This window comes from Streptomyces sp. NPDC051452, from assembly GCF_044454765.1.
Taxonomy (GTDB): domain Bacteria; phylum Actinomycetota; class Actinomycetes; order Streptomycetales; family Streptomycetaceae; genus Streptomyces.
Map to the genome: position 1 here is coordinate 1054676 of NZ_JBITEB010000001.1, position 18655 is coordinate 1073330.

The window sequence follows — 18655 nt, forward strand, 5'->3', positions numbered from 1 at the left end:
CGCCGCCACTGTGGATCGAAGGGCATGCTCGCCCGCCTCGGGGAGCGGCTTGGCATCCGGTCTGCCTCGACGCTCGCCCGGGGGGCGCGGCCTGTCCGGCCTGCTAGGGTGCCTGCGGCAGCCACGCACGCCACTCGCCGCGCTGAACCCCGCCCGCGCCGGGTCAGCCCATCGGCCAAGGTCTTCCGGGATCCGTGCCTCTTCCGTACCGGCACAACCGCCTACGGACAGGCGCGGGTTGTCCGGGAAGGCACACGATGCCCAAGCGTCCCACCGCCGCCCAGCGGGCCCGCGAGGTCCAGCAGGCCACCGGCGTGAACTACACGGCCGCTCTACGGCGCCCACAGCGGCCCTCCGAAGTGCTGTACGCCGCCGTGCGCGCCGCGAGGATGGGATGGGCGGTCAGCCGTCTGGACGACATCTTCCGGGCCGAACGTCGGCGAGCGCCCTATCTCGCCGAGGCGGAGCGCCTGGAGGGGCTGCTCCACAACGAACACGACCGCCTCCCCGAGGCCGAGCGGCAGGCCCTCCGAGCGCAGGCCGACAGCGCGTTGGCGTTGGCGGGCGTCCACGACGACGACCCGTGGGACGAGGCGCGGGAAGTGCTGTGGGTGGCGGGGGCAGCGCTCGCTCGCGCCGGCAGCCTCCCGGACGGCCGTCGGCTCGCGGCGGCAGCCGCCGTGGTGCTCGGCCAGGATCCCTACCTGCTCTCCGACTGGGTGCGCTGCCCCGGGCGCGCCCTGTCCCGCCCGGGGTGCTCCTTCGTGGGCTGCGAGTGCGAAGCGATGGACATGCATCTGGCGGGCCCGGACACCCCATGGGCGCAGGAGGCCCGGGCCGGGGTGCGGGCGCTGGCTCGGGCGGCGCGGGTGCCGCACACCGGCAACGACGACGATTGGACGGAGGCCGCGGAGTTGATGGAAGAGGCTCTGCGCCACTCCCGGAGGGCGGCAGGCCTCCACGAGCCCGCCGCCGTAGACGATCCACCCCGCCGGTGAGCGTGGCCCCCGCAGACGACACCCGTCAGCTCCGTCGATGCGTCCCTGCTGCCGACTGCGCCTGGCGGCGTCGTCCTGCCGACCACCGGGCGCAGGACGCCTCGTGGCGGCCTTCGACGCGGCTGCCCGACGCCACGGACCGGCGGCCGTACGGAGGCGACCGCCATTTCCGACCGACCCGTGGGGTGGAGAGCGGGCTCAGCGGGCCCACCACCACCGTGCGCCGCCTGCTCCTTCCGCGGCTGCCAGGCTCCTTCAGTGGGGCATGGGGTGGTGCGCGCCGGCGAACTGCTCCACGATGGCGGCGCAGAAGGCGGGCAGGTCGGCCGGACTGCGGCTGGTGACCAGCTGCCCGTCGACGACCACCTCCTCGTCGACGACCTCCGCGCCGGCGTTGCGGAGGTCGGTGCGGATGCTGGGCCAGGACGTCAGGCGGCGGCCGCGCACGGTGTCGGCTTCCGCCAGGGTCCACGGGCCGTGGCAGATCGATGCGACCGGCTTCCCGCTGGCCATGAAGTCCTTGACGAACCGCACCGCGTCGCGGTTCATGCGCAACTGGTCAGGGTTCATGGTGCCGCCGGGCAGGAGCAGGGCGTGGTAGTCGTCGACGGAGGCGTCGGCGACCAGGCGGTCCACGGGGAAGGTACCGGCCGCGTTGAGGTCGAACTGGCGGGCCTGGATCTCGCCGGGGTGGAGCGAGATGATCTCGGTCTTCGCCCCTGCGCCCTGGAGCGCACCGCGCGGCTGGTCGAGTTCCACGCGCTCGACGCCGTCGGTGGCCAGAATCCCCACCCTCATACCCTTGAGTTCCTGTGTCATGGTACGGCTCCCTTCACAAGCTGTTGGTTGAACGATGAGAGCGGCGGGGTCACCCGGCGGCGCCCGCCGGATCCTTGTCAGACCGGGAGCGGCAAGGGCCGGCCGAGGGTGTTCCGAGCGTCTATGTGCGCGCGATCAGCCGGAGCTGCCGCCCAGGTGGAGGACGACCTCGGTCCAGCCGTCGTAGCGCGCGTCGAAGAGCTGGTATCGGACGTCCGTGGGCCTCTCGCCACGCGCATCGAGGACATCCCTGACGCTCACGGCTTGTGGACTTTCGTAGACGATCGCTTGCATGCGACTGCGCCGGGGCGCAACTGCTACAGCAGCCGGTCGAACACCGCGGTCACCACTTCCCAGTGGGTGGTCTGCGGGTTCTTGACGTCCGCATAAACGATCTTGAAAGTCTCGGCGAGGGCGACGCTGAGACCTCCGATGATCTCCGGGTAGCGCTCTTCGGTCTCCTGGGTGGGCGCCCTGTCGAGGGGAGGGTGCGCGGCGAGCCGTTCCAGGATCGGCTTCAGCTCGACCTCCTCGTCGAGCCGCCGGAACCGGTGGATGCTCTCCTGGAGGCCCTTGGTGATCGGTAGGTCCCACGGTTCGACGGTGTCCCGGCCGTTGGCCTTGGCCGACGCCTGGCCGACGACCAGGAGGTCGTAGAGCTTGGCGTCGACGAAGTCGCCGTACCGCTTCAGGTCGTTCTTGTCCACGTCGAGGCCTGCGGCGGCGCGGAAGAACCTCTCGAACTTCGACACACCCGTCACGGTCATGCCTCTCACCTCCTCACCGGCAACCGGACGGCGTCGCCCCACACGCGCCGGTCTCGGCTGTTACCCGGTCAGATTCGCAGAACCCCCTGGGTGAGCGCCTGCGCATGCCAGGCCGAAAAAGGCCACCCCCTCTTCCCCTGGCAGAGCAGCATGATGGCTGAACGGATCGCACGACCAGCACAGGGAGACGCGCTGCGTCAGGGCGCCCCGACGAGATGGGACGGACATCGCCCCACAGCTGGCACGCATCGAACCGTGCGCGAAACCGGTATCCGCGGCGTGCGCGAAACCGGGGATGAGGGCGCGCCCCCCGAGTCGCGCGCCGGTGCCGCCGCCGATCTCTGCCGCAAGCAGACAGTCGCGGTCGCCCACCGGCCGCAACGGATCTCACCGAGCCCGGCGATGGCCAGGACCGCCGAAAGATCTGAACCAATACCGGGCGTCAGGCCGCGACGAGCTCCTGCTCACGATCACGATGCGGCGTCTTGACCGCGGATTTCCTGTTCGGCAGCGAGAGCCGGAAGACCTTGCGCCACGCGGAGAACACCTGCTTGGGCAGCGGCCCGGTGACGTACTCCAGCTCGTACTTCTCGAACAGCGCGCGCACCTTCACCGCGACCTCGGCGTACCGGTTGCTCGGCAGGTCCGGGAATAGGTGGTGCTCGATCTGGTGCGACAGGTTGCCGGTCATGAAGTGCATGGCCTTGCTGCCGCTGATGTTCGCCGAGCCCATCATCTGGCGCAGGTACCACTGGCCGCGCGTCTCGTCCTCGATCGACCGGCGCTCGAAGACCTGTACGCCCTCGGGGAAGTGCCCGCACATGATCACCGAGTGGGACCAGATGTTGCGGACCAGGTTCGCGGTGAACGTGGCGGCGAGGGTGGTGAGGAACGAGGGGCCCGAAAGGAGCGGGTGGATCACGTAGTCCTTGAGCACCTGCTTGCGGATCTTGCGCCCCACGGCGCCGGCCCGGGCGCGGAACTCCGGGCTCCTGCGGCGGTGCTTGGACAGGTTCCGGCCGAGTTCCAGGTCGTAGGCGGCGATGCCGTACTCGAAGAAGCAGGCGTTGAGGAAGTTCCACAGCGGCTGGCCGAGGTGGATCGGGTGCCACTTCTGGTCCTCGTCGACGCGCATGATGCCGTAGCCGAGGTCGTTGTCCTTGCCGATCACGTTGGTGTACGTGTGGTGCAGCTCGTTGTGGGAGTGCTTCCACTGGGCGGCCGGCGAGACGTGATCCCACTCCCAGGTGGTGGAGTGGATCTTCGGGTCCCGCATCCAGTCCCACTGGCCGTGCAGGATGTTGTGGCCGATCTCCATATTGTCCATGATCTTCGCCACGGACAGGCCGGCGGTGCCGAGCACCCACGCGGGCGGGAAGAGCGAGAACAGCAGCACTCCCCTGCTGACCAGCTCGAGCTTGCGCTGCGCCGAGATCACCTTGCGGATGTAGGCGGCGTCCTTCTCTCCGCGGCCGGCGATCACCTCGTCGCGGATCGCGTCCAGCTCGCGGCCGAGCTCCTCGATCTGCTCGGCGGTCAGATGGGCGGTGGGGTCGATGGCGGTCAAAGTGCTCCTACCGTTCGATGTCACAGGGGCCCGCGGCGGCGGACACGCAGGTCTGGATGAGGACGCCCGGTTCGGCCTCGGTGATCTCGCCGGTGCGCAGGTCACGGACGGCACCCGCCTTGAGCGGCGAGACGCAGCCGAAGCAGATGCCCATGCGGCACCCGGAGGGCATGAGCACGCCGGCCTCCTCGCCGACGTCCAGCAGCGGCGTGGCGCCGTCCGCGTCGACGGTCCTGCCGGTGGTGCTGAACGTGACCTCGCCGCCGTCGCCGGCGACGACGATGCGGGGACGGAAGCGTTCGGTGTGCAGGCGCTCGGGTACGCCGTGCCCGCTCCAGTGCTTTTCGGCGGCGTCGAGCAGGCCCGAGGGCCCGCAAGCCCAGGTCTCGCGCTCGGCCCAGTCGGGCACGAGTTCGCCGAGACGGGCGATGTCGAGCATGCCGTCCGTGTCGGTGTGCACCTCGGTGAGCCGCAGCTTCTCGTCCGCGACCAGGCCGTGCAGTTCGTCGCGGAAGATCACGTCGTGCGGCCGTGGCGCGCAGTGGACCATGACGACGTCGTCGAACTCGGTGTCGCGCAGCATGCCCATCACGGGCGTGATGCCGCTGCCGGCCGTCAGGTAGAGCACCTTGGCGGGTTTGGCCTGCGGCAGCACGAAGTCGCCGGTCGCCTGGTCGAGCTGGATCAGCGTGCCCGGTTTCGCCCTGCGGACCAGGTGGTTGCTGACCTTGCCGTCCGGGATCGCCTTCACGGTGATCGTGACGCGGCCGTCCGGGCGGTTTGTCGGCGAGGTGAGGGAGTAGGCACGCCACAGGCGCACCCCGTCGACATCGACCCCGATCCGCACGTACTGACCGGCTGTGTGGCCGCGCCAGCCGCGTCCCGGTCTGATCACGATGGTCGCGGCGTCACCCGTCTCGGGGTGCACGGCCTCGATGCGCCCACGCAGGTCCGCGCCCGCACGCAATGGGCTGACCAGGTCGAGGTAGTCCGACGGCAGCAGCGGCGTCGTGACCATCTCCAGCAGTTTCCACGCCCTGCTGCGAAGGGCTGCACTCGTCATGACACCAGCTTGCTGTGCCTCAAGGCGTAAAGTCCTGACCGCAGGATGTGAATCTGGTCGATAGAATTGTTCGCAGGGAACAAAAACGTGAGCCATGCAATCCAAAGGGCCAGCGAACTGGCCCTGGATGAGACGACGGTCACCGCACTTCGGGCCGCACTGAAGACCACCGCCGACGAGGTCGTCCAGGCGATCATCGACGAGGTCCCTCCCTACGCCAACGCCCTGTCGGGCCATATGGGTGCCACCATCCGCCGAGCCGTCCGCACCGCCCTGGGGCACTACCTGGACCTCGCGAGCGGCAACGCCACAGGTGGCGACGCCGGTGACGCAGCCTACGAGCTGGGCCGCGGCGAGGTGCGCGACGGCCGTTCGATGGACGCCCTACTCGGCGCCTACCGCGTCGGCGCCCGCGTGGCCTGGCGATGCCTGGCAGCGGGTGCCGTACCCGCAGGTCTGCCCGCCGCCGAGGTGGCCAAGTTCGCCGAGCTGACCTTCGCCTACATCGACGAACTCTCCGCCGCGAGCGCCGCGGGCCACGCCGACGAACTGGCCGCCCGGGGCAGGGCCCACGAGCGCCACCTGGAACACCTGGCCCGCGACCTCCTCGCCGGCGCGAGCCCGGACGTGCTGCTGGCCTCTGCTCAACGGGCCGGGTGGCACCCCCCGGTTTCGCTGACCGCGGTCCTGCTGCCCGCGGACCAGGCCCGGCCCGCCTACCGCGCGCTCGACCCGAGCACCCTTGTCCTCGACGATCTGCCGGACACCACCGGTGTGCTGCTCGTGCCCGACGCCGACCGCTCACATCTCCTGCGGCAGCTGACCGACCGCACCGCCGTGGTGGGCCCACCCCGGCCATGGACTCGTGCGTCCGCCTCATACGCACGAGCCGCACGCGCGCGCTGCCTCTCCTCCGATATTCGCGACACCGAGGACCACCTGCCCGAGCTGGTGCTCAGCGCCGACGCGGACGCGCTCGCAGACCTGCGTGCCCGAGCCCTCGCACCGTTGCGGACCTTGCCTGTCGCGACCGCACAGCGGCTGGAGGACACGTTGCGGGCGTGGCTGCTGCACCAGGGCAGGAGGGACGAGGTAGCGGCGGAGTTGTTCGTCCATCCCCAGACCGTCCGATACCGGATGTCGCAGCTGCGGGAGCTGTTTCCGGATCTCGCATCGCCGCACCGGGTCCTCGAACTGACGCTGGCGGTCGGTCTTCGGGTCAGCTGACGCGTACTTCGACCGTCCACGACCGCGTCCGCGAGCGGTCCGGGAATCGTGCCTCGTTCCCGGTGCCGTCAGCCGGCTCATGCGGCCCGGGGACCACCGTGGTTCTGCGACGGCCCCGCGCTCCCTTCCGACAGATCGACCGGACGGCCGACCGGGCCGGCCCGGCACACCGCGCGAGGGATGATGGGGATGGCACTACGGACGTGAGGTCAGGAGCTTCCATGGCGAACAGGGTTCACCGCCCCCGAGAGGACGCGGAGTTCCATTTCATCCTCGGGATGAGCGAAGTTCCGGTCCTCGCATACTTCGCCGGGACATGGCCCAAGGCAATCGAGCCCTGCCGGGTGATGGACCTCGTCGTCGGTGGCATCGCCGACGACTACACGGGCCGTCTGACGGTCGTCCGCGCCGACATCACGCGTTGTCCGGCGGCAACCGAGCGATACGGGATCACCGGAGCCCCGTCCTACGTCCTGCTGAAGGAGGGAGAAGCGGTGGCGCACGGCACGGGGCCTACGACCATCGCCGAGGTACGGAAGTTCCTGGACGGTCACCTCTGAGCGGCCGCCGCGGGACGCGGGCCTTCCGCTGGTCCGTGAGGCGTCGGAAGACGGCCGGCGGGCTTCGCGTACATGTCGCTTCGGCGAGCGTCGCGCCCACTTGTAGGTTTCAGCCGGCTTCCACCGAGGGGTTGTCGTCGGTCAACAGCGGTGCACTGCGAACGAGGCGGAGTCCCGTCGTCAGCAGGAGGCCGCCGACGATGTTGCCGAGGACCGCCCAGGCCAGCCACCTCAGCCAGTCGGCGTATCCGTATGGCGTCCTGCCGGTGTGCAGTCCGGCGAACGCGATCAACGAGTCCAGCACCGAGTGCCACAACCCGAGCCCCGCCAAGACGAACGCGGTGGTGACCGATGCGGTGATCTTCCCGGTCACGGACTCGGTGCCGTGATGCATACGGGTCATAAGGGTGATGACGCCGCCGCCCAGCACGGTGAGGCAGAAGGTGCCCAGCGTGTAGCCCCCGTCGACGAAGTGCGCGCCCAGAGCAGCCGCGGTGGGGCGCAGGTCCGGATAGGCCTGGATCACCAGCCACATGAAGACCCATCCGCCGACCAGGTTCATCACCAGGACCGTCGCCCACATCCGCACCAGGTCCAGCCAGGTGGCCGCGCCGGCGATGACGGTGGCGACGGGCACCAGGAACCCTTCCGTGAAGAGCTCGCTGTGCCCGAGCAGCAGAGCGATGAGCCCTACGGAGAAGGCCAGTCCGGCCAAGAGCTCACTGCCGGTCGCGTGCCGCACGAACAGCAGTGTCATGACGCCGACACCGACATCGATACCGCCCAGCAGCGAGGTGGCCACCAATGACGTCCAGGTACGGTGCAGCCGTGGCCGGCCCTCGGCCACGATCCGTTCCGCCGCTTCGGCGATTCTCCGTTCCCCGGGCCCCTGCATGATCTGGTCATCCGGCTCCATGGCGGTCCTCCGTCTCGCGTGACCACGGAAAGTTCCGTCGGCTTACACCGGGAACGTTCCTGGGGAGATCTTCGGTGAGAGCGTCCCCAGATCTCGACGTCCACGCCGTCCGGCTCCGCACAGTTCACCGCCCCGGTCTGGCTGCCTTCCTCGCTGGGCGACGGCTGCCGGCCGCCGCGACACCCACCGTCAGCCTGGTGTGTCCGAGTCGCATCCCGGGTCCCGCCTCAAGGTCGCATCCCGGGTCGCGGCCCAGGTCGCACCCCGGGTCACGCCGGACGTCGTCCGGAAGCCCGAAGCCCATCAAAACCGCAGGTCATCGCCGTCATCACGCACAGCCGCACCGGGCCCACGGCACAGAGGCGAAGGACGCCGACAACACTTTGTCCAGGCCGGTCGCTCCGACCATGCGAGGCATCCCCGCACCGCAGTAGAATGCGGACAAAAGTCCGCGCTCAGTGCCTGTGCCGCCGGCGCTCACGGTTCAGTCGGCCTGGACGGTACGCACGGCATGGCGGGCGGCCGTCTGCCCGGTCGGCGTGAGACCACAGCAGCGGCTTCAGGACAGTCGTCTCGGCGTGGACCCTCTTTCTCGTAGGCCGGGTTCTCATGGACCTCAACACCGTTACCGAAGTAGTCCGGCAACCGCCCGAGCGGCCAGGCGCGAACTGGCACGAGGGAGACGCCTGGCTCGCAGGCGGCACGTGGCTCTACTCCGCGGAGCAGCCGGATCTGCGACGGCTGATCGACCTGACGGCGCTGCACTGGGAACCTCTCGTCCCGACGGAGGAGGGTCTGGAGATCGGCGCCACCTGCACCATCCGCGACCTGTACGCCTTCCCGTGGCCGTTGGGCTGGACCGCCGGGATCCTCTTCCGGAAGAGCTGCGAGGCGTTCCTGTCCTCGTTCAAGGTCTGGAACACGGCGACCGTCGGCGGCAACATCTGCATGTCCCTGCCCGCCGGACCGATGATCACGCTGACGGTCGCGCTGGAGGCGCGGTACGAACTGTGGGCAACCGACGGTTCCGTACGCTTCGTCGACGCCCTCGACTTCGTCACGGGCGACCACCGAAACATCCTCGCCCCCGGGGAGATACTCCGGCGCGTCACGATTCCGGATCACGCGCTGCGCAAACGCACCGCACACCGCCGCTTCTCGCTGACCCGGGTCGGCCGTTCGACGGTGTTCCTCGCCGGCACCCAACGGCTGGAAGCGAGCGACCTGTTGCTCACTCTCACCGCCGGGACCACGCGGCCGGTCCGCCTCGCCTTCGACTGCCTGCCCGATGCCCGCACCTTGCGGCAGAGCATCGACGCCGTGCCGGCCGACCTCTGGTACGCGGATCCGAACGGAACCCCCGACCACCGTCGGCACCTGACACGGCACTTCGCCGAGGAGATCCGCCGCGAACTCACGGCTGGGGACCTGGCATGAACTACACGGTGAACGGCAGGCAGTTCGACCGGGAACCAGGCCCCGGCCAGTGCCTGCGCACCTTCCTGCGCGAACTGGGCCACTTCGGAGTCAAGAAGGGGTGCGACGCGGGCGACTGCGGCGCCTGCACCGTGTGGCTGGACGGCACACCGATCCACAGCTGCATCACCCCCGCGTTCCGTGCCGACGACCACGAGGTGACCACGATCGAGGGCCTCGGACGCCCCGGCGCCCCGCATCCGATGCAACGGCAGTTCCAGGACGCCCCGGGATTCCAGTGCGGTTTCTGCACCGCAGGAATGATCATGACGTCGGCTACCTTCACCGAGGAGCAGAAGGCGGACCTGCCGAGGGCCTTGAAGGGCAACCTGTGCCGCTGCACCGGATACCGGGCGATCGAGGACGCCGTGAGGGGCGTCCGCTCGGTGGAGACGGCCGCACCGGGCAAGGCGGTCGGGACGAGCGTCGGCGCGCCCGCGGGCCACGACGTGGTGACGGGTCACGCCGAGTTCACCATGGACACGCACATCGACGGCATGCTGCACCTCAAGGTGCTGCACTCACCCCACGCGCACGCCCGGATCCTCTCGATCGACAAGAGCGCCGCCCTCGCGGTCCCCGGTGTGCACCGGGTCTACACCTGGCAGGACGTGCCCCGAAGAAGCTTCACCACGGCCATCCACACCGACCACCTGGTCGACCCGGACGACACCTACATCCTCGACGACACGGTCCGCTTCGTCGGCCAGCGGGTCGCCGCCGTCCTGGCCGACACCGTCGGGGCGGCCGAAGAGGGCTGCCGGAGTCTGTCGGTCGAGTACGAGGTGCTGCCGGCGGTGTTCGACCCGGAGGCGGCGATGGCCGACGGGGCACCCCAACTGCACGGCTCCGACGACCCGTTCGTCCGCGACCCCGTCCACAACATCCTGCTCGAACTGCACTCGCACATCGGTGACGTCGAGGCGGGACTGGCCGCGGCCGACGTGATCCACGAAGGCACGTACTCCTCACCGCGCGTGCAGCACGCACACCTGGAGACCCACGGCTCCATCGCCTGGATGGAGGACGGCCGGCTGAACGTCCGCACCAGTTCCCAGTCACCGTCCATCGCGAAAGTCAAACTGGAGTACCTGTTCGCGCTCCGCCCCGACCAGGTGAGGGTGTTCTGCAAGCGCGTCGGCGGCGGTTTCGGCGGCAAGCAGGAGGTGATCGCGGAGGACCTGGTCGCGCTCGCCACCCTGGACACAGGGCGCCCCACCTGCCTCGAGTACACCCGTGAGGAGGAGTTCACCACGGCATCGCCGCGGCATCCGATGACCCTCACGGTCACGCTCGGCGCGAAGGCCGACGGAACGCTCACCGCCCTCCGGGTGCGCAACGTGTCGAACACGGGCGCCTACGGCAACCACGGCGGCGAAACCCTGTACGCGGGCGGGGCCGCCGTGATGATCTACCGCTGCCCCAACAAGAAGTACGACGCCTACTCCGTCTACACCAACACCGTGCCCAGCGGGGCGCTACGCGGTTACGGCATGACGCAGCCCGCGTTCGCGGTGGAGTCGGCGATGGACGAACTGGCCCGTGCCCTTCACATCGACCCGCTGGAACTGCGCCGCCGCAACATCGTGCGGCCGGGTGAGCCCCTGGTCGCGATGGACGACGGCCCCGACGACGTGATCTTCACGGAGGACGGCCTCGCCCGGTGCGTCGACCTGGTGGGCGAGTCCCTGGCCCGTTCGGCGGGCCAGCCGCCTCCCGGCCCCGAGTGGTTCGTCGGAACAGGCGTGGCGAGTTCCCTGCACGAGACCGCACCCCCGACGGAACACCTCTCCGAGGCCTGGGTCACCCTGGGCGACGATCTCATCTACGAACTGGCCGTCGGAACTCCCGAGTTCGGGGAGGGAACCTCCACGGCCCATGTCCAGATCGCAGCCACCCAGCTGGGCACGACGCCCTCACGGATACGTCTGGTGCAGTCCGACACCGACCGCACCGGATTCGACACCGGCGCCTTCGCGAGCGCGGGCCTCTTCGTGGCGGGCAACGCCGTCCTGCGGGCGGCAAGCGCCGTACGCGACCGCATTCTGGACTTCGCCGCGGCACAGACGGGCGTCCATGTCGTGATGTGCGCGATGGACGACGACGGTGTCGTCTGCGGAGAGCGGCGGCTGTCGCTGGCCGAACTCGTCGCGTCGGCCCGGGCGCGCGGGATCCGTTTCACCGCGGCCCGAAAGGCGTACGGCTCACCCCGGAGCGTCACCTCCAACACGCAGGGTTTCCGGGTCGCCGTGCATCGGGTGACGGGGGAGATACGCATCCTGTACAGCGTGCAGGCGGCGGACGTCGGCGTCGTCATCAATCCGGCGCAGGTCCGGGGACAGGTGGAGGGCGGTGTCGCCCAGGGGATCGGCTTCGCGCTGACCGAGAACCACCACGTCGACGAGCACGGCGCCGTGGTCAACCCGAACCTGCGGAACTACCGTATCCCCACCTACGCCGACATCCCCCGTACCGAAGTCCTCCTGGTGGGCTCCTCGGACTCGGTGGGGCCCATGCGGGCGAAGGGCATGGCGGAATGCTGTATCAACCCGGTGGCCCCCGCGCTCGCCAACGCCGTGCACGACGCCACCGGCGTCCGCTATCGCGAGCTGCCGCTGACCCCGGAGCGCGTTTACGGCCGGCTCCCCGCCGGGCAGTCGGTCGCGGCAGGTTGAGCCACCATGAACACCGAGAAGAACGTGGCAGCCGCGGCGACGGCGATCATCGGCCAGAAGATCCTGCCCGGGATGGAACAGGAGTACCAGTCGTGGCAGGAGGACCTCAACACCGCGGCCGCCTACTACCCGGGCTTCCTCGGCTCCGAGATCTCCCGTCCGACACCTCTGCAACCCGACTGGGTCGTTGTGTACCGGTTCGACTCGGTCGCCCATCTGCAGGCGTGGATCAACAGTGCCACCCGACAGACGTATCTCGACGTCGGCGCGAAGTACTTCGACGGTCCGGCGACCCAGCAGGTCGTCAGCAGCGGCACCCAGGCACTCGACCCGCTGGTCACCGTGGTGGTCACCCACCGCGTCCAGCCCAACCAGGTCGACGACTTCCTCGACTGGCAGCGCCACATGGTGCGGGAGGAGAGCAAGTTCGAGGGATTCCGCGGGACGGAACTCTTCCGTCCCATCGAGGGCCTGCAGGAGGAATGGACCACCCTGTACCGCTACGACAGCGCCGAACACCTGGATGCGTGGCTGACGTCGCCCCAACGGCAGGAGATCCTGGCCGAGGGCGAGAAGTTCAAGGACTTCGGACTACACACGATCGACAACTCGTTCGGCAGCTGGTTCGCCTTCGAGGGCAACGGCAGGGAGGCACCATCGCCGCCCTCGGAGACCAGGACCTCCCTCGCGGTGTGGGTCGGCCTGTACCCGACCGTCGTCCTCCTGACGCTCGCCCTGTCCCCCCTGCACATGCCGCTCTGGATCGGCCTGCTCGTGGGCAATCTGCTGTCGAGTTTCGTCATGAGCTTCCTGACCATGCCCCACTACGTGAACCCGCTGCTCGGGCGATGGCTGCGGCCACCGCCGAACGAACCGGCGAGAAGGGCCAACCTCCGCGGCCTCGGCATCGTCGCTGCCGCGATGGTCTTCTGGGCCGCCGTCTTCTACCTCGTCACGGTCAGGTTCTGGACACTGCCCTGACCGACGACCGCGGTCGTCGACCGGGGATCGGCGAGATGTCCGGCGCTCTCCGGCGCCCACGGACCGCACGGTCAGTGCGGCCCGCTCTGCCAGCGCACGGCGACGGCACCGGCGAAGTCGCCGGCGTGGGCGAACCCGCCCAGCATCACCAGATCGCCGTCCTCGACCTGCCCTGCGCGCACCGCGCCGTCCAAAGTGACCGGAATCGCCGCCCCGAACAGGTTGCCGCACCGGTCGAAGGTGTCCGGGTGCCGTTCGGCCGGGAGCTGGAGCGCCTCCCGCCAGTTGCGCAGGAAGGTGCGGTTGGGCTGGTTGGTGATCAGGACGTCGATGTCGGTCGTGGGCACGCCCAGGCGCCGACACAGCTCCGTGACCACCTCCGGGACGAGCCGGTTGCCGCGGGCCAGGACCTTGGCGACACCGGCGTCGGTGAACCCGATGCGCAGTTGGGACTCTCCCGGCTCCCAGTACTTGCGGCCGTCGTCCACCGCCACGGTCATGTCCCCGGCGTACTCGCCCAGGTGCCGGGTCTCCACGTCGAGGATCGGCGAGCCGGCCGACGTCGTCACGAACCCCACCCCGCAGCCGTCGCCCGGGACCGCCGCCTGGGCGAGTCTGCGCACCTCGGACTGGGTGAACCACTGGCCCGCGGCACTCTGCGCGTTGCAGATCAGCGCGGTGCGGGCATCGGTCGTGCTGAGCAGCTGCCTGGCCAGCTTCAGCATGTACACGAACGACGCGCAGCCCGCGTTGGCCACGTCGACCAGCCACTCCGGGTTCAGGCCCAGTCGGCGGGCCACCTCCGTGCCGGCGCCCACGAACGGCAGGTCCGGCAGCTGGCTGTGCACCAGCAGGACGTCGACCCCGCGGATCGCGTCCCTGCCGTGCCGTTCGATCAGGGGCTGCACGGCGCGCTCGACCATGTCGGCGTTGGTCTCGTCCGCCGCCACGTGGTGCCGGGCCGGCGGAACCTTGAACATGGGATGGCCGCGGAGCTTGTCCTCGGCGCCGGGATAGTCGGTGTAGAACTCGGCGGGGACCGGCTCGCCGGGCAGGTAGCTCGCCACGTCCGTGAGGCTGACCGTGGTCACCGCGCCACCGCCGTCGCGGGAGCGACGCCGATCGGCAGGCCGTTGCGGTGGCGGTGCTCCAGGATCGCCTTGAGATTGTTCATCTCCACGGTGTGTCCGGCGTAGAACAGACCCCAGTAGTCGCCCACCCAAGGCCGGTCCGCCCGGGGCGCCTTCTCGGGGTGCGGGTTGTCGTCGTAGTAGGGGTGTCGGCAGTTGGTCCAGGTGATCACCGAACCCGGCTTGTCGAGCACCACGGCGGCCGGGACGACCCGCATGAGGTAGATCATCCACAGCTTGTCCCCCTGGTCCCAGGCGCAGTGGTAGTCCACGGTCATCGCCTCGGGGTTGGCGGCCACCCTGCAGTAGATCTTGGTGTCGTCCTCCAGCCGGTCGTGGCCCACCCACAGTCCCGGTGTGCCGGACGGCGCGAAGTCCCGCAGGCTGCAGGTCCACTCCTCCAGGTGGTGGCCCTGACGCAGATAGTCGTAGACCTGCTCGGGCGGGCAGTCGACGTACTCGTGGATGGTGCAGTACCGCCCGTAGACCTGGTCGTGCGGATAGACGGCGTGGGTGAGTTCCATGCAGTGCGCGGCCAGTTGCTCCGTGTCGGCGTTCTCGATCCGCAGCAGGCCGGGGATGTCAGCCAGCGTGGACGCTTCCTCGCGCATCAGGGCTCTCCTCGTTCTCGGTGAAGGACTGGAAGGGGAGGAACGGCGGTATCTCCCGCGGGTCGCACTCCAGCGCGACGAACGCCGGCCCGCCGCCGGCGTTGGCGCGCAGCAGGGCCTCGCGCAACCCGGCCGCGTCGGCGGCCCCCGTGGCCGGGAGGGACGGAAAGGCGGCGGCCACCCCGGCGGCGAGGTCGGTCCTGGTGAACAGGTCGTCGCTGCGGACGCCGCCCTGCAGGAACTCCTCCCGCAGCGCGCACATGGCGTGGGCGTTGTTGTTGAAGACGACGAAGGTGACGGGCGCGGCGTACTGGACGGCGGTGTGCACCTCCATGCCGTGCATGAAGAAGGCGCCGTCACCGGCGAGGACGTAGGTGCGCCGGCCGGTGGCGAGTGCGGCGCCGATCCCGGCACCGAAGGTGTAACCCATGCCGCCCATGCCGACCGCCACCACGAAGCGGCCGTCACGCGGTGCCGGGAGGAGGTGGACCGCGCTGGCCCCCGTGTTGCCGGCGTCCACGAAGACGTGCGCGTCCTGCGGGAGTGCCGCCCGTACGGCGGCTACCGCCTGGGCGTACGGGACGGTCCGCCCGTCGCGTGAGGGTGGCGGACCCGGCAGCACCGTGGGAAGGGGGCCCTCGTGGCGTGGGCAGGGCCGGGAGTGCGGCGGGAGCCGGCCGCTCACCGCGCGCAGTGCCTGGCGCAGATCGCCGCCCAGCGTGGCGCCCGCCACGAACGGCGGTTCGGGACCGAGGCTGACGACGGAGGTGGTGGCCAGGGCCCGGTCCAGGCCGCCGCGTGCCAGGGAGGGCAGCCGGGTGCCGGCCAGCAGGCAGACGTCGGCCCGGCGCAGGCAGTCCGCCACGTTGGCGTGCCCCATCACCCCGGCCACGCCCGCGAAACGTGGATCGAGGTTGTCGAAGACGTCCTTGGCGTCCGGGGTGACGGCCACCCAGGCCCCCAGGCGCCCGGCCAGTTCGGCCAGCTCCGCCCGCGCGTCCGCGGCGGCGACGCCCTCACCGGCGATGACCAGGACCCGTCCGGCACCACGCAGGGCCTGTGACACGGACGTGAGGGCCCCTTCGTCCGGACGCGCCGCCGCTACCGGCGCATATGTGCCGCCCCTTGTCGGCGAGGTCCGGCGGCCGGGCACCCGGATGCGCGCCTGCTGCACGTCCTTGGGCAGCAGCAGTACAGCCGGACCGGACGGACCGGCGCGGGCCGCGGCCATCGCTTGGGGCAGCAGCTCCACCAGGGAGTCGGCGTCCTCGACCCGGGCGCAGAACCGGGAGAGGGGTGCGAATACCTCCCGCGCGTCGAACGAGCCGGCCTTGCCGCTGGAGTCCTGGAACGCTCCGCGGCCTTCCTGGCCGGTCGGCGGCTGGCCGACCAGCGCCAGCACCGGCACCCGCGAGGCGTGCGCCTCGGCCAGACCCGGCACGAGGTTCATCGCGCCGCCGCCCGACGTGGCGGCGACCACGCCGAGGCGTCCGGTGGTGCGGGCGTAACCGTCGGCCATCGTGACGGCGGAGAACTCGTGCTTGGCGACGATGCCGCGGACCGCGCCGCCGCGGTGGACGGCGTCGTACAGATCCTCGATGTTCGCGCCGCCGACGCCGAACAGGTGCGTGACGCCTGCCCTGGCCAGCTCCCCGGCCAGATGGTCGACCAGGCGTACGGTTCCTGCCGCGAGGGGGTCCGGGGGCGTGACGGCCGTGTCGGTCGTGGTGGTCATAAGGGGCTCCTGTCGGTCATGCGGCTCCTGTCGGTCGTGTGGTGCCGGTCGATGAGGCCCGACGGCGTGATGATCTGGAAGCGGTGCCGGTACTCCTTGGGCGTGAGGCCCAGGGTCCGGCCGAAGGAGCGGAAGAAGGTCTCGGGCGCGGCGAATCCGCAGCGGTGCGCGATCTGGCCGATCGTCAGTTCGGTGGTCTCCAGCAGCTCGCGGGCGCGGGCGATCCGCGTGCGCTCGACGTACTGGCCTGGAGTGGTGCCCACTTCGCGCCGGAAGACCCGGGCGAAGTTGCGCAGGCTCATGTTGGCCCGCAGGGCGATCTCGGCGACGGGCAAGGGGTTGTGCAGATTCTCCTGGATCCACTCCTGTGCCGCCCGGATCGGTGGATGGTCGGCCAGCTGTGCGTCGAGGACGGTGCTGAACTGGGCCTGCCCGCCATGGCGCTTGAGGAACAGCACCAGGTACCGCGCCGTCTCCAGGGCGAGCGCCGCCCCGTGGTCGGCCTCCACCAGGGCCAGTGCCATGTCGATCCCGGTCGACACGCCGGCGGAGGTCACGAACGGTCCGTCCCAGACGAAGATCGGCTCGGCGTGGACCGTCACGTCCGGATAGCGGTCGGCCATCGCCTCGCTGTACGCCCAATGCGTGGTGGCACGTCTGCCGTCGAGCAGGCCCGCCTCGGCCAGCAGAAAGGATCCGCCGCAGACGGACGCCACTCTGCGCGAGCGGGCCGCCGCCTCGCCGATCCAGGACACCAGGGCCCGGTCCCGCAGCGCGTCGGCGAGACTCCAGCCACCCGGCACGAGGAGGGTGTCGATCGGCCCTTCCCCCGCGTCCAGCGGCGAGGCCTCCACGAGCACGCCCGAACTCATCCGGACCAACGGCCCGTCGGCGGAGACGAAATCGACCCGGTACGGGGTGCCCGGCGGATCGAGGAGCCGGTTGGCGGTATCGAACACTTCGATCGGTCCGGTGACATCCAGGGCCATCGCCCCGCTGAACACCACCACCACAACACGTCGCTCTGACACCGTCACACCCTGTATCGAGCGCCGCACTGGCTGCAATGACAGATTACTGACGGATCCGGCCAGCCGGCAGGCGTCGGCTGGTGAAAGGGCCGTTGAGCAGGCCTGACGTGAGTTCGGGGCGAGGAGCGCGGTGAGGCAGCTCACAGGCGGCTCCTCCACATGGCCCGACTGCGGCAGCACGGCCACATGTGCCGAGGGGGTGCGCCACCGGGCGCCTGAGATGCCGGGGCGGCGGCCGAGCACCCTGGTGGCGGCGATCACGTATGATCACATGCGCCTCAAAATGAGCAACTGATGCGTTCACCCACCCAGTTGGATAAATCTCCACGCCTTAGACCACGGGTGACCGCACAGGGGGAAAGGAACAACCGAATGAAGACGACAACCCTACGGCGACGCCTTGCCGGAACCGCCGTCACCGCCCTCGTGGCAGGCGCCGGCATTCTGGCGACCGCGCCTTCGGCAGCCGCCAAGGCCAACCAGATCACCATCGACTCCGTGTCGCTGAGCGGCCAGGCCGTGCAGGTACGGCTCACCTACTCCTGCGACCCCGGACTGGGCCAGCAGTTGGTGGCCAGCGCCACGGCGCTCGACTCGCACAGCACGAATCCGGGCAGCGCCGCGGCCATCGTCACCAGCGACAAGCTCGTCTGCGACTATGCCAACCACAAGGCCGTCGTGACCCTGCACAACGCCCACGACACGCACTTCGCCAGGAAGGACACGGTCAAGATCGCTGTCTTCACGTTCGACAAGGATGGAGACAAGACCGCCGACGGGACCGCCGTCGCCGTTCTCTGATGTTCTCCCTGTTGTGAACAGCGTGTTCCCGGTGCGGGTCGCATGACTGCCACTCGCCCGGGGGCTGCGCCCGTCCCGCGCGCAGAACGCCGCGCGGGACGGGCGGAAGAAGTCCGCCCCGTGGACCCACGGCGACCCGGGAACGGGAGAACTCGGTCGCGCAGATCCGCTGGGGGAGTGGCGGCAAGCACCGCGCCCGGGTCAAGGACGCGCTGATCGTCGTCGTGTTCCGGCACTACAAGTCGCGGGTGCCGAGTCGAAGCCACCGCTCCACGCTCATGCGGTGGTGTCGATTCGC

At 69.9% G+C, this 18655-nt stretch carries 17 protein-coding genes; 7 read left to right on the forward strand and 10 right to left on the reverse strand.

Annotation, left to right across the window (positions count from 1 at the left end):
• Positions 1–257 precede the first annotated feature (257 nt).
• The gene (locus ACIBA9_RS04420) at positions 258–998 is read left to right on the forward strand and encodes a hypothetical protein (RefSeq protein ID WP_399359804.1); all 741 of its coding nucleotides are present in this window, start codon (positions 258–260) and stop codon (positions 996–998) included.
• A gap of 255 nt (positions 999–1253) precedes the next feature.
• Here the strand turns inward: ACIBA9_RS04420 and ACIBA9_RS04425 are convergent, their stop codons facing one another.
• The 5 genes from ACIBA9_RS04425 to ACIBA9_RS04445 all read right to left on the reverse strand — a co-directional run bounded on the left by ACIBA9_RS04425 (position 1254) and on the right by ACIBA9_RS04445 (position 5214).
• A complete protein-coding gene (locus tag ACIBA9_RS04425; protein WP_399359805.1) occupies positions 1254–1817 on the reverse strand; it encodes a type 1 glutamine amidotransferase domain-containing protein in 564 nt (187 codons plus the stop codon).
• Positions 1818–1952: 135 nt separating this feature from the next.
• Positions 1953–2078 (reverse strand): hypothetical protein, encoded by a 126-nt coding sequence (locus ACIBA9_RS04430; protein ID WP_399359806.1) that lies wholly within the window; start codon positions 2076–2078, stop codon positions 1953–1955.
• A 56-nt stretch (positions 2079–2134) separates the two neighbouring features.
• The gene (locus ACIBA9_RS04435; RefSeq protein ID WP_399359807.1) at positions 2135–2584 is read right to left on the reverse strand and encodes a DUF1931 family protein; all 450 of its coding nucleotides are present in this window, start codon (positions 2582–2584) and stop codon (positions 2135–2137) included.
• Positions 2585–3026: 442 nt separating this feature from the next.
• Positions 3027–4151 (reverse strand): fatty acid desaturase family protein, encoded by a 1125-nt coding sequence (locus ACIBA9_RS04440; protein ID WP_399359808.1) that lies wholly within the window; start codon positions 4149–4151, stop codon positions 3027–3029.
• A 7-nt stretch (positions 4152–4158) separates the two neighbouring features.
• Positions 4159–5214 carry a ferredoxin reductase gene (locus ACIBA9_RS04445; RefSeq protein WP_399359809.1) on the reverse strand — a complete coding sequence of 352 codons (1056 nt, stop codon included), beginning with the start codon at positions 5212–5214 and terminating at the stop codon, positions 4159–4161.
• 87 nt (positions 5215–5301) lie between these two features.
• Between ACIBA9_RS04445 and ACIBA9_RS04450 the strand changes: the two genes are divergently transcribed.
• Both ACIBA9_RS04450 and ACIBA9_RS04455 read left to right on the forward strand, forming a co-directional pair.
• On the forward strand, positions 5302–6441 hold the full coding sequence (locus tag ACIBA9_RS04450; protein WP_399359810.1) for a PucR family transcriptional regulator: 1140 nt from the start codon (positions 5302–5304) through the stop codon (positions 6439–6441).
• A 221-nt stretch (positions 6442–6662) separates the two neighbouring features.
• Positions 6663–7001, forward strand: a complete 339-nt coding sequence (locus tag ACIBA9_RS04455) for a thioredoxin family protein (RefSeq protein WP_399359811.1) — start codon at positions 6663–6665, stop codon at positions 6999–7001.
• A 109-nt stretch (positions 7002–7110) separates the two neighbouring features.
• On the opposite strand, the gene ACIBA9_RS04460 is transcribed toward ACIBA9_RS04455, so the two are convergent.
• Entirely contained in the window at positions 7111–7917 is an 807-nt protein-coding gene (locus tag ACIBA9_RS04460) for a formate/nitrite transporter family protein (protein ID WP_399359812.1), read from the reverse strand.
• Positions 7918–8526: 609 nt separating this feature from the next.
• Here ACIBA9_RS04460 and ACIBA9_RS04465 point away from each other — a divergent pair.
• Genes ACIBA9_RS04465 through ACIBA9_RS04475 form a run of 3 tightly spaced genes read left to right on the forward strand, consistent with a single transcriptional unit; the run spans position 8527 to position 13049 of the window.
• A complete protein-coding gene (locus ACIBA9_RS04465; RefSeq protein ID WP_399359813.1) occupies positions 8527–9354 on the forward strand; it encodes an FAD binding domain-containing protein in 828 nt (275 codons plus the stop codon).
• Complete coding sequence (locus ACIBA9_RS04470) at positions 9351–12068, forward strand: molybdopterin-dependent oxidoreductase (protein WP_399359814.1); 2718 nt, start codon at positions 9351–9353, stop codon at positions 12066–12068. Before ACIBA9_RS04465 ends, ACIBA9_RS04470 begins: the two co-directional genes overlap by 4 nt.
• Positions 12069–12074: 6 nt before the next feature.
• A complete protein-coding gene (locus tag ACIBA9_RS04475; RefSeq protein ID WP_399359815.1) occupies positions 12075–13049 on the forward strand; it encodes an antibiotic biosynthesis monooxygenase in 975 nt (324 codons plus the stop codon).
• A 71-nt stretch (positions 13050–13120) separates the two neighbouring features.
• Here ACIBA9_RS04475 and ACIBA9_RS04480 read toward each other — a convergent pair whose 3' ends face one another.
• Genes ACIBA9_RS04480 through ACIBA9_RS04495 form a run of 4 tightly spaced genes read right to left on the reverse strand, consistent with a single transcriptional unit; the run spans position 13121 to position 17535 of the window.
• Positions 13121–14140: a 3-oxoacyl-ACP synthase III family protein gene (locus ACIBA9_RS04480; protein WP_399359816.1), complete on the reverse strand. Its 1020-nt coding sequence runs from the start codon at positions 14138–14140 to the stop codon at positions 13121–13123.
• Positions 14137–14790: an SRPBCC family protein gene (locus ACIBA9_RS04485; protein WP_399359817.1), complete on the reverse strand. Its 654-nt coding sequence runs from the start codon at positions 14788–14790 to the stop codon at positions 14137–14139. Before ACIBA9_RS04485 ends, ACIBA9_RS04480 begins: the two co-directional genes overlap by 4 nt.
• Positions 14762–16525, reverse strand: a complete 1764-nt coding sequence (locus tag ACIBA9_RS04490) for a thiamine pyrophosphate-binding protein (RefSeq protein ID WP_399359818.1) — start codon at positions 16523–16525, stop codon at positions 14762–14764. Before ACIBA9_RS04490 ends, ACIBA9_RS04485 begins: the two co-directional genes overlap by 29 nt.
• Positions 16522–17535, reverse strand: a complete 1014-nt coding sequence (locus ACIBA9_RS04495) for a GlxA family transcriptional regulator (protein WP_399360014.1) — start codon at positions 17533–17535, stop codon at positions 16522–16524. Before ACIBA9_RS04495 ends, ACIBA9_RS04490 begins: the two co-directional genes overlap by 4 nt.
• A 393-nt stretch (positions 17536–17928) precedes the next feature.
• Here ACIBA9_RS04495 and ACIBA9_RS04500 point away from each other — a divergent pair, with 393 nt between their 5' ends.
• A complete protein-coding gene (locus ACIBA9_RS04500; RefSeq protein WP_399359819.1) occupies positions 17929–18357 on the forward strand; it encodes a hypothetical protein in 429 nt (142 codons plus the stop codon).
• The last annotated feature ends 298 nt before the right edge of the window (positions 18358–18655 follow it).